Source organism: Brevibacillus sp. FSL K6-6036 (assembly GCF_037964015.1).
Lineage (GTDB): Bacteria > Bacillota > Bacilli > Brevibacillales > Brevibacillaceae > Brevibacillus > Brevibacillus borstelensis.
Window position 1 is genome coordinate 2,105,619 of sequence record NZ_CP150173.1, and the last position, 12,847, is coordinate 2,118,465.

Here is a 12,847-nt window from a genome sequence, read left to right on the forward strand (position 1 = left end):
TCCCTCCTAGATGTAGTTTTATCAATTGAGCAAACGAGGTGAACGGCGTGCGCATCCTGCAGGGTGTCGAGTTTCTTTCACAAACAACCCAAGAGCATATGCTAGAAGAGCATGCCAAACGTTTCGGCATCAAGGACGGTCGGACATTGACTGACCTGTTGACCGATCCGCTCTTTATCGATACATACTGGAAACAAGCCGACGATAGCGAAAAAAAGGTAATCCGTCTTTTTGTCACTACTGCGGCAAGAGGATTTTTGCGTAAAAAAGACTGGGAAAAGATCGTTTTGCACCAGGGGCGAATACTGTCGGTCGGGTTAAATAAGCTTCGCCGACTCGGATTCATTCTCACCGTCCGAAAAATGTGGGGTGAGATCGGCTACATGATGCCGAAGGAAGTGAGAGAAAGGCTTACCCTTTGTCTCATCACCGAACGTCATTGTACGCCTGCTCCTGCAAAGACGCTCCCTTATTATATAACGGCAGGCAGGGGGATACATCTGGATCTTTTTGGCGTCCTCTCCTTTTTACGGGAAACGGATGTTCCTCTGACCGTGAAGGGCAGTATTCACCGGCGAATTCTCCAGAAAATGACGCCGCTGCTTACACTTTCCGATGAACATGTCGAGGGATGGGCAAGCTATTCGATCCCCGAATCAAAGGAAGGTGAAATGGCGCTTGCGGTCGTGATCGACTTGGCGATCCGGCTTGGATTGATTCGCGCCCGGGGAGGTCAGCTTGTCCTGGAGAAGCAAAGCGTTGCCAAGTGGCTGGAAAAAGGCCAGGAGGCAAGGTGGAACGAGCTTTTTCAACTGATTGCGGAGGAGTATTTGCCGCATGACAGCTGGTGGGATGGACTGCTTGTACTGATGATGGAGAGTAAATCCGACGAATGGCATAGTATAAATGATCAGATCAAGACATTGGCTGACACAGGCTTCCGCGTTCCGGATGATGCTGCCAGTTTGGCAGTAACCAGATGGCTCCACCTGCTGCTCGGTTTCGGTTGGCTGCATATGGGAACGACAGCCGAGGGAGAGGTGTACTGGCGTTGGAACAGCCTGCCTCGCCTGGCGATTGAGGAGCGCTGGTTTATCGATCCTGCAGGAGTCTTGACGATACCGCCGCTCGTTCCGCTGAAAGCTGTGTGGGAGGTCAGCAGGTTTTGCCCGCTGGTCTTCACCGGGGATTTGATTCAAGGCGAGCTGCAGGCAAAGCCGCTGCAGTCCTATCTGGCGGCTGGGGGAAAAGAAGAAGATGCCATGGACATCCTGCAGCAGTATTGCGCTCATCCACTGCCTGAATCGATCGGGCAGATGATCCGGCAGTGGGGAAGGGAGGCCCGTCAGATTCAGTTCGAACCGATGGTCAGGGTCCGTACTGCACATCCCGGGATTTTGGAGGAGCTGAAGACCCTTGAACAGTTTCGTCCTTTCCTCGGATTCCCAATTTCCTCGACCGATTTTCTGATCGCACCGGAGCAGGAAAAGGAAGTAACCGCGCTGTTGCGAAAATACGGATACACTCCGTATATGCCCAAAAAATCTACAGAAGATCAGGCTGCTCGCAGTCATGCCGCGGAAGGGGGGCCTGACGGGCTATTCACGATCCCCCGCCCTTGGGATGGGTTTGCTGTTGAAAATACCTTCCCGGATAGCCTGGAGGGCATGCATCAGCTTTCTTCGTTGCCGAAGATGTGGACCCAGCATTTTCAATCATACCACCCGCAGACGATGCGCACGCTGCTGCAGCGGGCATCCGAGCTGGGATTGGAGATCGAAGCGGAGATGCAGGACAAAAAGGTAAGGGCGGGAATTCCGCGCCAAGTATCGATTGAAATGGGTTATTGGTATGTTTTTCTGGAAGTGGGAAACAAAAAACAAAGATGCCGTCTGGACGACATTCATCGGGTGCGCATTGTACTGCCCGAATATCTGTACTAGCCCGCTTGCTTCGTGGTACAATAAGAGGCGACTTACGTATAAACAAAGGAGGTCTCGATGATGGAAGCGTTGAAAACAGTGGATATGACTGAGCTCATTATCCATTCGCATGAGCTGTCGACGATGATCAACCAGTCCCGCGAGGTCTCAGAATATATCCTTGCCAAACAGGCCATGGAGGCAGACGAGGAAGCGCAAAGGCTGCTCGCCCTGTTTGAGCGGAAAAAAGACCAGTACGAGGATGTGCAGCGGTTCGGGAAATATCATCCCGATTACGATCAAATATCGAAAGAAATCCGGCAGTTGAAGCGTTCGATCGAAATGCTGGATTCTGTCCAGGCATTCAAACGAGCTGAGGACAGCCTTGACCAGCTTTTGTACGAGGTCAGCCGAACCATCGCGGATTCCGTGTCGAGCTCGATTAAAGTGCCCAGCAATAATCCGTTTCTGGAAGCGAAGAGCAGCGGTTGCGGCGGCGGCGGAAGCTGCGGCTGCAGCATCAAGAAACATTCATGACCATTTAGAGCGCAAGAGGTAGCAATCGTCACACAAATTTCCGCAGCAAAATTTCTTGTCCTCGGGAATGAGAAAACGAAATCGGAAGACCCGCTCCATACCCGCCGTCCGGACATACGTACATTCTGGGTGTATGATTGTCCCGGATGCAATTCGCTCCCCCGCCTCCGTCAAATAATCGCCAAGCTGCGGAGGAGGGAGCGGACTGGTTACATACAAAAAGCGGTTGCCGGCGTATTCGCGAAAGTAGGCATGAAGGACGACACCCTCATCTCGAAGCAAGCAAACAAGTTGAGCATAAAGCTGATCGATAAGCATGTGATGATCTACCTCCGTTTTCATGGAGCCGATACATCCTATTCTACCTTGCAAGGAAAGGAGCACGACGACCGTTATGAGAGAAAGACGTCTGGGAGTTGCGGTATGGGTAAAAAACCCGCGTGCTGCCAAGAATTTACGCAAATTTGGAACCATTCATTACATCTCCAAGCGGTTAAATTACGTCTCGATGTATGTGGATGCCGACCAAATCGACGACATCATCCGCACGATGGAACGGCTTCATTTTGTGACGAAGATCGAGCGTTCCCATCGTCACGAGATTCCGATTGAATACAACAATGCCAAGCCAGACAAGGCGAAGGAATACGATTATAAGCAAGAGAAGCATCAGTTGATGGCCCTGGCCGATACCCTTCTGGGGGAAGACAGTTTGCAGCCGGCAGGAGCCTCGACAGAATCAGTGCACTAAGCTGCCACATTTCGGCAGCTTTTTTGCTTTTGCTGGACCCCCGTACGTGATATGCTAAACAATAGATACAACCCTGTAATGATGCGAATGTTTGCGCTTTCATTGGCATCAAATAGAGAGAAAAGGGAAGGGCGGGTGCGTGATGATACGTTTGGATATTAACTGCGACCTGGCAGAAGGATACGGTCGGGGACGCCAAGCTGAAGATTTGGGGATCATGAAGTGGATAACGTCCGTGAACATTGCATGCGGACTTCATGCCGGAGATCCTCATATTATTGCCAGGACCGTAGAGGCGGCGATTCGGAACGGAGTCAAGATCGGTGCCCATCCAGGCTATCCGGATGTTCAGGGCTTTGGCCGCCGTTCGATGAATCTGTCTGTACGAGAAGTATACGAGCTGGTTCTGTATCAAGTGTCTGCGCTCGACGGAGTCAGCCGCGCGCTTGGCGGGGAGCTTCACCACGTAAAACTTCACGGGGCGCTCTACAACGAAGCGGCGGAAAGCCCGGAGCTGGCCGAGGCGGTGGCTCGTGCTGTTTCTGATATTAATGAAGAACTGATTTTGTACGCCCTGTCGGGAAGTGCTCTGGTCGAAGCTGGTCTGGAATACGGCCTCCAGGTGGCAGAAGAAGTATTTGCTGATCGAGCGTATTTGCCAAATGGACGACTGGCGCCGCGTGAATTGGAAGGCAGTGTGCTGATCAGCAAAGAAGAGCAGATGGAGCAGACCAGGCAACTGGTTCTGAATCAAAAGGTGCAGACGGTCGATGGAACGAGCATCGCATTGGCCGCGGATACGCTGTGTGTGCACTGCGAGAGTCCGGACGTGCTCCAATTTTTGATCGAACTGCATCGTTGGGCCAAACAAAACGATGTGAAGCTGGAAGCGATCACCCCACGCTAACATAAAGAAGCTCAGAATTGGAAAAAGCAAAGCCATGCCTGCTCTGTGCCGTCTTAGGACGGCTGGGGCTGGCATGGCTTTTTTAATCGAGGCTCCAGTGGCCGTCTCTATTGGTCAGGATGAGATCACCCAGCCGTTCCGCTTCGTCCCGGTCGTGGGTCACCAAAAGAAAGGGGATGCGCCACTTTTCGTGAATGCGCAGCAATTCTGCCTGACACTGGCGTCTCGTATCCGCGTCCAGGGCTGATAGCGGCTCATCCAACAACAAAATATCGGGCTTGGTCGCGAGCGCTCTGACCAAGGCCACTCTTTGCTTCTGTCCGCCCGACAATTGATGGGGATATTTTTGCAGGAGATGGTCAATCCCTACCGACTGCAGCAGCTCCTCTACTTGCCCCTGAGCATCCCGCTGCATGCCGTAGCGGATATTTTTTTCCACCGTCATATGCGGAAAGAGGGCGTAATCCTGAAACAGGTAGCCGACATTCCGCTTCTGTACAGGCAGCTTGATGTTGTCTTTGTGATCGAAAAAAAGACGGTCAGCCAGCCGGATCGTTCCATACTCGGGGTGAGCAAGCCCGGCTATGCAATTCAGGATCGTTGTTTTTCCCGAGCCCGACGGTCCGAACAAGACGATAATCTCATCCTTTACCGCAAACCGGGCGGACAACTGAAATTCCGGCAGACTTTTTTGAAAGTCGACTTGCAGCATGTTCCATCCCTCTCTCCTCACTTCGTGTTGGCAAAACGGCGCATGCTTCGGCGGCTCCACCAATTCAGCCAGACGGTTGTCCCCATACCAAGCGCGACGATGACGATCACCCAGAACATGGCCTTGTCCATCTGTCCGGCTTCAACCGCAAAGTAAATCGCTACCGGGATCGTGTCTGTTTTTCCCGGGATGTAGCCGGCCAGCATCAGCGTCGCTCCGAATTCACCCAAGCCTCTGGCAAAAGAAAGGACAAGCCCCGCCAGCAGACCGGGCCAGGCGAGGGGGAAGGAGATGGTCCAAAAGACGCGCCATTCCGAGGAGCCCATCGTCCGTGCTGCATCCTCAAACCGGCGATCAATTCCTGTAAAGGCAGCCTGGGCACTCTGATACATCAACGGAAACGAAACGACAATAGATGCGATCACAGCTCCGGTGAGGGTAAACACAATCTGTATCCCGAACATGTCGTAGAGCAGCTGGCCGAGAAAGCCGTTTTTTCCAAAAGCGAGCAAGAGTCCAAAACCGACAACGGTCGGCGGGAGGACGATCGGCAGCAAAATGAGCGATTCCAGAAAATGTTTTCCCCAGAACTCCTTTTGCGTCAGAAGCCGTGCCATCAACAAACCAACAACAAACACAACAGAAGTGGAGATGGCGGCCACTTTTAGGGAGAGAAGCAAGGGTGTCAGATTGGAATCCACGTACCGTCCATCTCCTTTAGCTGAATCCGCATGATCTATTATTGAAACCCGTATTTCTGCAAAATCTCTTTTCCTTTTTCACTGCTCAGGTAAGCGATGAATGCTTTGGCAAGATCAGCATGCTCCGTAGAGGAAGTGATTGCACCCGGGTAGACAATCGGCTTGTGCCATTCCTCATTTGCTTTGGCCGCAACCTTGACTTTTTCCGAGATGGCGGCGTCGCTGGCATACACGATACCGGCTTCGGCGTTCCCCGACTCGACGAAGGTCAGCACCTGGCGGACGTCGCTTCCGAATACGAGCCGGTCTGCAAGAGGCTCCCAGAGCTTCAGATGCTCCAGCGCTTCCTTTGCATAGCGTCCGGCTGGTACGCTATCCGGCTGTCCGACTGCCAGATGTTTGATCTCGTCCTTGGTCAGGTCCTCGAAGGAGCCCACAGAAAGCGTACTTTCTTTTCCAACCACGAGAACCAACGCATTTTTGGCGAAATCGGTGCGGCTGTCTTTCTGTATCAATTGTTTCTCTTCCAGCTTGTCCATGTCCTTCTTGCTGGCGGAAAGAAAGACATCGGTCGGGGCTCCTTGTTCGATCTGGGTAGCCAGCTTGCCAGAGCTGCCCAGCACGTATGTAAGGGTTACACCGGGATGCTCCTGCTCAAACAGCGGCTTGATCTCGTTTAAGGCGTCCGTCAAGCTAGCGGCTGCAGAGACCATCAGCTCGATTTGGAGCGGTTTTTCTGCCGACTGGGAAGCGGTATCCGGCTGTTGACTTTGCGGCTGAGCGGTCTGTGTCGAACAGCCGGCCGCCATAAGCAAGAGAATAGCAAATAGCAGAGTCGAGAGATATTTCCTAAATTGCGGGTACATAAAAGAACCTCCAATTCATATTTGGTTATAATTAAATATAACTAGTTATAACTAGATTATATGGAATTGAACTGGATAATCAATTGCGAATTTCAAAAAGTTAAAGGAAAATAGAAAGAACGACGATAGGAATAAGAGGGAGTTCGAGCGATGAAATACGGGAGGCAAGCATGACTCACGATAATTCATATACGACAGAAGAAATAGCCAAGCTGCTGCGGATATCCAAATTGACCGTCTATGATTTGATCAAAAAAGGAGAGCTTCCGGCCTACCGGGTAGGCAGACAAATGCGCGTGGACGCGTCTGATCTGGAAGCCTACAAGCAACGGGCCAAAGGGGAATACCGGAGTGTACATCCATACCCGCACCAGTCGGCAAGCACTCCGGCAGGCACGACCTCCCACGTTCCGACTCAGCACGGGCAGGCGACACGTTCTGTCATTATCAGCGGGCAGGACGTCAGTCTGGACATGCTGGCCAATCATTTGGAAAGGAATGGAGACAGCATTAGGCCGCTCCGCTCCTACGTGGGAAGCATCAACAGCTTGTGGGCCATGTACAGAGGAGAGGCGGACATCGTCAGCACCCACCTGTTCGATGGAGACACGGGAGAATACAACATCCCGTATGTACGGAGAATGCTGATCGGTCACAGGTACCTCGTTATCAATTTGCTTTCGCGCTGGGCCGGTTTTTACGTCCAGCCAGGCAACCCGAAAAAGCTGTCTGTCTGGGAGGATTTCCGCCGAGCCGGGGTTCGCATGGTCAATCGGGAGAAGGGCTCGGGGATTCGGACCTTGATCGAAGAACAATTCCGTCTCCACGGCATCGCCGGTCATGAGGCAGCAGGGTATGAACGGGAGGAAGGGAATCATCTTGCTGTTGCCGGGGCTGTCGCAAGGGGAGAAGCGGACATTGGCGTTGGCATTGAAAAAGCCGGGCAGCTCGTCGGGGTCGATTTTTTGCCTGTCATTCAGGAACGATATGATCTGGTCATGCTAAAGACAGATGAAAACAAAGCGCTGATTCGACAGGTGCGTGAAACCCTGCTCTCCGAAGAATTTCAAAATGAATTGGCTGCGATTGGAGGCTATGATCTGGCTTCCACCGGAAAGATTATGTACGAGACTTGGTGAGAAGCGGGCGCGCTAGCTGGAATCGATTGTCTACGATTTCTGCACAGTTCTGCAAATTTCTACTCAGTTGAATTGTTATTTGATACAATAGCAGGATAAAAATAGACGCTTGTCGCTCAAAAGTTGGGGGCTGGCATGAAACCTTTGCATAAAACAAGCTTGTTGATTTGTTTAGCCATATTGATCCCGTTTGCCTCGGCAGCAGTGGTTCTCAATTGGCAGACGATTGCCACCTGGATCTCCGCTCTGGAAAAACCGGAGGTAAGGCCGGAGACCGGTGTAGACCCGTTTTCCTATGATCCTCCGATTCCGTCACTCGTGAAGGATTTGAAGCCTCATTACCGGATACGAGCCGAGCTTCATACTTCGGAGGCGAAAATCAAGGGGACCGTTACTCTTGATTTTGACAACCCGGGAACGAAGGATCTCCGATTATTCATCTACGATTATAAGTGGAGCCCGATGTCGATAACCTCGATTCGATACAAGGACAAGTCCTTGCCATTTAACAGGCGCCAGGCGGTTGTCCAATTCGCAAATCCGCTGGGGCAGGAGAAGAGAGGCACGCTCACCATCCAGTTTGAAAACTCTGTTCCGCGCCGCGGTACAAGATTTGGGGTAAAGGACGACATTTGGACGCTGACCACCTGGTATCCGATGCTGGGTGCTCAGAATCAAAGCGGGCAGTGGTACGAGCCTCCGCAGCGTATCGACTTCGGAGATCCGTTTGTCTATCATTACGGCGATTACGACATTTCATTCATATCTCCGCAAGGCTACAAGTGGGTAAGCACGGTCGGGATCGGCGAATCCAAGCCGCTGGAAGGAAACAGGCAGGAAGTGCATTACAACGGGAAAAAGCTGCTTAACTTTGCCTTGGTAGGCAGCCCGCTGTACCAGATCGAGACAGTCACGTTTGCGCCGAATCTCACCGTCGATATTGCCTCGATCGACAAACGCAACATCGCTCGGATCAAGAATATCGCGGAAACGGTCATTCCGACCTATACGGAATGGTACGGTCCGCTGCCGTACCAGCGCGTCTCGATCGCCGAGACGAGTACGGGAACGACCTACGCCATGGAATACGCCAACATGGCAATCTTTAAAAGGGACCTGCAAAGAAACAGCTTGATCGAGCACTGGCTGCCCCATGAGATTGCCCATCTCTGGTGGTACAACAGTGTAGCAACATTGGAGGCCCGCTACGGCTGGCTTGACGAAGGACTCGTCGAACGCAGTGTTGTCCACTATCAGCAGGCGCGGTACGGCGATTCGCAAGCGGAATCCTTGCTTGCTGATTACAGAAAAGACGTCGAGAGGCTCTCGCAGCGCTTTCCATACGGCAAGCTGGGGAAAGAGCTTCATCAATTTACGACTCAGGACGAATTTCATTGGACCTGGTATTCCAGAGGAGCGCTCCTGTATGAAAACCTTCGTCAGCAAGTGGGGGATGACGCGTACAAACGCTTCTTGCAGCGGGTACAGCGCTCCTATCACGGCAGCGTGATCGGTCCTGAGCATCTGGATCAGGCTTTGGGACAGGTTCTGCAAGGGGAAGCCCGCTATTTCGTTCCCAATATTGAAAAGCACAACAACGAGCCGTTTGCGCCCGTAACCTTGGTTCCTTATGTGACCACGGTCGTAAATGGCGTGAGCTTCTACCCGCAGGTCCCTTCGCGCATAACGGACCAAACTGCGTACTTGCCGCTCCGCGATGTTGCCGAAGAGCTCGGTTACAAAGTCAACTGGTCGGAGGAAAAGGCAGCGATTGAAGTAAAGGGGTACGGACGAACCATCTGGATCAAGGAAAAAAGTACATACGCCGAGCTGGACGGAAGAAAAGTGGAGTTCGGGAAACGGATGATCGAAATCGAAGGACGAACATTGGCGCCGCTTGCCTTTTTTGATCAGGTACTGGGCAGCGAAGCCGAATTGGACGAAAAGTCCAGGACGGTAAAATTGCGGTTTCCATCCGGAAAAACAGGTGGAGGGAGGTAGGCCATGCGAAACAATCTGATTCTTGTCGGTTTTATGGGGACGGGCAAGACGACTGTAGGAGCCGCTCTGTCGGAGGAGCTGGGCATGATTCATCGGGATCTGGACGAGGGGATTGTAGAGCGCGCGGGTTGTACGATTCCGCAGCTCTTTGAACAAAAGGGAGAGGCATTTTTTCGCGACATGGAGGCGGCTGTGCTCGCCGATCTCCTGAAGCAGCATGGTTTGGTGCTGACGACCGGAGGAGGGGCCGTTCTGCGGGCGGAAAATGTGCAGCGAATGCTCGAGGGAGGGCTGGTCGTCGCCCTGTCCGCGACAGAAGAAGAGCTGGTGCGGAGACTGGAGCGGGATCAAAACCGACCGCTTTTGGCCGGGGGAGTAGCACAGCGGGTAAAAGCATTGCTTGAGCAGCGCAAGGACTCATACACATTCGCACCGGTTCAGATCGATACGACTGGAAAAGAGGTAGCTGAGATTGTAGCTGAAATCCGCCTGGCGATGGTTGAAAAGGGTCTCATCGGGAAAGACTAGGGAAAGGAAGCGCTCTTCTGTTAGTACGGGGCGATCCGCGCGTACGAAGGAGGCACGTGCGATGTCGTTTCAAGAATACCTGAAATTTTTGACCCGCCTGTTTGTCCAGTACGTGGAAACGCCGAAAACGGAGCGGAAGATGAAAAAGGCTCCGCGCGAGTCTTGGTCTGCCCGCTGGTTTGGGGCGATTCCGATGTCCATCAAGCTTCTGTGGCGCAAGTAACCATCCAAACGGAGGTAGCAAAATGGCGAGAGTTGCTGTGGAAGGTTCCCTTACCCAAATTTCCAAGATGCTTCGTGACAATGGGTATCAGGTCGTCGAACTGGGTAACTGGCAAAATACAGTGGATGCCGTCGTCATTACAGGTCAGGATGTCAATGTGCTGAATGACCAGAGCAAGACGATTACTGGCGCCCCTGTGATCAATGCGTCGGGCATGACCCCGCAGGAAGTATTTCATGCGGTACACGTCAGATTGTCTCCTACCGAACATCACTGATGATCGGGGCGGGTCTGCGATTTTTCCAAACAGGCCTCCTCGGGAAAAATGTTGAAAGCTCTCTGCGAATGATTCGACAGAGAGCTTTTTCGTTTGCAGACATTTACTTTTGAATATGAAATTTTCCCACCTTGCTCGCATAGGCGTATGGGAGAAAACGCAATCCCTCGTCCCAGACGCCGATGTACGGTTTTTGCCCATTCCACACATGCAAAGACCCGACAGAGAAAGGGGAGAGCACCTCGGAGTGGTACAAGCTGACTGCCAACGTAATGTCCTTCGCGTTCTTTTGCCACAAATCTTCCCATGTTACGGTCTTGCCGGGAGTGGGAGCATAGACAAGGGGAGTAAACCAGCTGATATTGTCAAACGGATTCACTGCTTCAGCGTGAATGACACGGGTAGCCACGAGTTTCTGTCCAGGAGCAGCCAAATCCTGCTCCTGCAAGCTTTGAATGACGGATTCCTCAGTACGAGTCGTGCTTAGATACCGCTCACCCGTCTTGGCATCGACAACTTGCTTTTCTTTTGGCAGCGAGACCAGCCAGTGCGAGGCAAAGCCGTCGTACACCGGCTCGGCGGCAACTTCACGCGGGGCAAATGTATCGTCGAATAAAATGTACTCGCCTAGCCCGTACTCGAGCAGGACGAACGTTGGATTGCCTTCCGTCGAAGGAACTTCTCCCACGACCATGTACCCCACCTGCTTGCTGCCTTGCGTCAAGCTGACCAGCCACTGATGTTGATTGGCACCGAGCGTTTGGACGTCGATGCGGGCATTCCTCCAGTCGGCAAACTGGGGATCTTGTCCGACTATGCTATTTTTCCATTCTCCGATTTGTGTTTGAAAACGTTGATCCCATTGCCCTTCTTCCGCCAAGACGGTTGTCTGTCCGGGCAAGCAAAGGGCCAGTGCGACAAGCAATGCGCACAGAGAGCGGGAAACGGAGGTTTTTCCAGTCACAGTCAAGCACCACCTTTGTGGAAAGGCTTTCTATGGTACCTATTGTAACCAGAATGGGCGAAAAGATTTGTTGGTTATTGTCTCTTGCCGTTCGTATTTTCTCGCTGTCCTTTTACATTTTTCGCCCGTTGCCGTGCGGAGGGGCTGAGGGCGGAGCGGATTGCAGATAAAAAAGGCCGCCATTGATGAACTGAACCGATATTCTCGGCTCGTATTGCCAGCGCATCTCTTCCATGCGACGCCGCTTTTCCTCCTCGGGTGTACTGGCCACCCATTCGGTCTGGTCGATCTTCTCGCGGGGCGTCTCTTGAAAGCTGTTGGCCCGCAAAAAGTCGAGAATTCTTCCGCCTGCCGAGCGATGCTCCTCCAATGACGGGCTGACCGCTTGAATCGCAGTCGTTTGGCGTTCGGTTTCCTGTTCCAGGAGAAGGTTCAGGGAGCCATTTGGCTCGGCTGCAGCACTCTCAACATTGTCTGCTGCGCTGCTTGTTGAACCTGTTGATTTCCCGGAGTGCCCGTCTTGCAGCTCGTCCCCGCCCTTATCAGCTTCGTTGGCAGCCTCATTCCCATCATCAGCCGTTCGGCGCTGCCTCTCCTCCAGCTCCCGGTAATACGCCTCCAGGATTTGCAGTTCTTCTTCCAGTCGCTGTCTCGCTGCTGCCGCCCATGTCTGGTCTTCCTGAGCCAGAATGCGGCGGATCTCTGCTTCCATCATCGCAAACGCCTGGCTGATCGTAATGCGGCGGTCAAGCGTATAGTGATAATCCGGGATGGAGGGGGCAAGTTGACGCTGCAGCAGAAACGGATAAAAGTCCCGTACGATGTGCGGCTGGTGTAAATTCACCCCGAAATGCAGGATGAAATCACGCTTTTTGTCGCAAATAAATGAGACCTTCCAATTCACCCCAAGCCAGGGGACCAGCGGCACCGATTGGCGGGAAGAGGCTTGAGCGCGGGTTTGCGGCAGCGTTTCGTACATGCAGACAAAGCTGCCGTGTTTGCGCGTCGACTGAAAAATCTGCTGCAGACGAGCTGCGCCCAAATGCAAATGCTCCGCCCGCCTGTCGTCCGGCATGCGGTCTGGATCGAAGCAAAAAGTCAGCACCAGCGGCTGGTAGGGCAGGTTCATCTTTTCGACCCAGCTCCAGTAGAAAGGGCGGTTTCCGATATCCTTGTCTACCTCGACCGGCAGTTTGACAGTCAGAAAATCTGGATGTGTCTCCATGATGTGTGAAGAAAAGGCGGACAAGTACTGCTCCACATACTTGCGGACTCGCTGCTGGTTCATCGTTCTATCCCTCCCGAGACTGCAGGTTGCA

Annotated in this window: 15 protein-coding genes; 9 read left to right on the plus strand and 6 right to left on the minus strand. The window is 52.7% G+C overall.

Going from position 1 to position 12,847, the window contains the following annotated elements:
* Positions 1–47 precede the first annotated feature (47 nt).
* Together NST37_RS10510 and NST37_RS10515 are read left to right on the plus strand one after the other, a co-directional pair.
* Complete coding sequence (locus NST37_RS10510) at positions 48–1,943, plus strand: hypothetical protein (protein WP_003387319.1); 1,896 nt, start codon at positions 48–50, stop codon at positions 1,941–1,943.
* A 60-nt stretch (positions 1,944–2,003) separates the two neighbouring features.
* Positions 2,004–2,459, plus strand: coding sequence for a YlbF family regulator (locus tag NST37_RS10515; protein ID WP_003387318.1), 456 nt, complete (start codon positions 2,004–2,006; stop codon positions 2,457–2,459).
* On the opposite strand, the gene NST37_RS10520 is transcribed toward NST37_RS10515, so the two are convergent.
* Positions 2,454–2,801 carry a hypothetical protein gene (locus NST37_RS10520; protein WP_003387317.1) on the minus strand — a complete coding sequence of 116 codons (348 nt, stop codon included), beginning with the start codon at positions 2,799–2,801 and terminating at the stop codon, positions 2,454–2,456. The two genes, NST37_RS10515 and NST37_RS10520, sit on opposite strands and share 6 nt — an antisense overlap.
* A gap of 52 nt (positions 2,802–2,853) precedes the next feature.
* On the opposite strand from NST37_RS10520, the gene NST37_RS10525 reads away from it, so the two are divergent.
* Positions 2,854–3,210, plus strand: coding sequence for a DUF2129 domain-containing protein (locus NST37_RS10525; RefSeq protein ID WP_003387315.1), 357 nt, complete (start codon positions 2,854–2,856; stop codon positions 3,208–3,210).
* A gap of 142 nt (positions 3,211–3,352) precedes the next feature.
* On the plus strand, positions 3,353–4,117 hold the full coding sequence (locus tag NST37_RS10530; protein WP_024984885.1) for a 5-oxoprolinase subunit PxpA: 765 nt from the start codon (positions 3,353–3,355) through the stop codon (positions 4,115–4,117).
* A gap of 82 nt (positions 4,118–4,199) precedes the next feature.
* Here NST37_RS10530 and NST37_RS10535 read toward each other — a convergent pair whose 3' ends face one another.
* From NST37_RS10535 to modA, 3 genes are read right to left on the minus strand one after another with little or no spacing between them, the layout of a single operon-like run.
* Positions 4,200–4,829 carry an ATP-binding cassette domain-containing protein gene (locus NST37_RS10535; protein WP_024984886.1) on the minus strand — a complete coding sequence of 210 codons (630 nt, stop codon included), beginning with the start codon at positions 4,827–4,829 and terminating at the stop codon, positions 4,200–4,202.
* 17 nt (positions 4,830–4,846) lie between these two features.
* On the minus strand, positions 4,847–5,530 hold the full coding sequence (gene modB, locus NST37_RS10540; protein ID WP_003387312.1) for a molybdate ABC transporter permease subunit: 684 nt from the start codon (positions 5,528–5,530) through the stop codon (positions 4,847–4,849).
* Between the two features lie 38 nt (positions 5,531–5,568).
* A complete protein-coding gene (gene modA, locus NST37_RS10545) occupies positions 5,569–6,396 on the minus strand; it encodes a molybdate ABC transporter substrate-binding protein (RefSeq protein ID WP_003387311.1) in 828 nt (275 codons plus the stop codon).
* Positions 6,397–6,566: 170 nt separating this feature from the next.
* On the opposite strand from modA, the gene NST37_RS10550 reads away from it, so the two are divergent.
* The 5 genes from NST37_RS10550 (at position 6,567) to NST37_RS10570 (ending at position 10,564) form a co-directional block, all read left to right on the plus strand.
* Positions 6,567–7,535: a helix-turn-helix transcriptional regulator gene (locus NST37_RS10550; protein ID WP_172920388.1), complete on the plus strand. Its 969-nt coding sequence runs from the start codon at positions 6,567–6,569 to the stop codon at positions 7,533–7,535.
* A 135-nt stretch (positions 7,536–7,670) separates the two neighbouring features.
* Complete coding sequence (locus NST37_RS10555) at positions 7,671–9,536, plus strand: stalk domain-containing protein (RefSeq protein ID WP_003387309.1); 1,866 nt, start codon at positions 7,671–7,673, stop codon at positions 9,534–9,536.
* Between the two features lie 3 nt (positions 9,537–9,539).
* Positions 9,540–10,064 carry a shikimate kinase gene (locus tag NST37_RS10560; RefSeq protein ID WP_003387308.1) on the plus strand — a complete coding sequence of 175 codons (525 nt, stop codon included), beginning with the start codon at positions 9,540–9,542 and terminating at the stop codon, positions 10,062–10,064.
* A gap of 61 nt (positions 10,065–10,125) precedes the next feature.
* The gene (locus NST37_RS10565; protein WP_003387307.1) at positions 10,126–10,287 is read left to right on the plus strand and encodes a YqzE family protein; all 162 of its coding nucleotides are present in this window, start codon (positions 10,126–10,128) and stop codon (positions 10,285–10,287) included.
* 22 nt (positions 10,288–10,309) lie between these two features.
* Positions 10,310–10,564 (plus strand): YkuS family protein, encoded by a 255-nt coding sequence (locus tag NST37_RS10570; protein WP_003387306.1) that lies wholly within the window; start codon positions 10,310–10,312, stop codon positions 10,562–10,564.
* 103 nt (positions 10,565–10,667) lie between these two features.
* Here NST37_RS10570 and NST37_RS10575 read toward each other — a convergent pair whose 3' ends face one another.
* Together NST37_RS10575 and NST37_RS10580 are read right to left on the minus strand one after the other, a co-directional pair.
* Positions 10,668–11,528: a hypothetical protein gene (locus NST37_RS10575; RefSeq protein ID WP_003387305.1), complete on the minus strand. Its 861-nt coding sequence runs from the start codon at positions 11,526–11,528 to the stop codon at positions 10,668–10,670.
* Between the two features lie 112 nt (positions 11,529–11,640).
* Positions 11,641–12,816 carry a YqhG family protein gene (locus NST37_RS10580; protein WP_339186645.1) on the minus strand — a complete coding sequence of 392 codons (1,176 nt, stop codon included), beginning with the start codon at positions 12,814–12,816 and terminating at the stop codon, positions 11,641–11,643.
* Between the last annotated feature and the right edge of the window lie 31 nt (positions 12,817–12,847).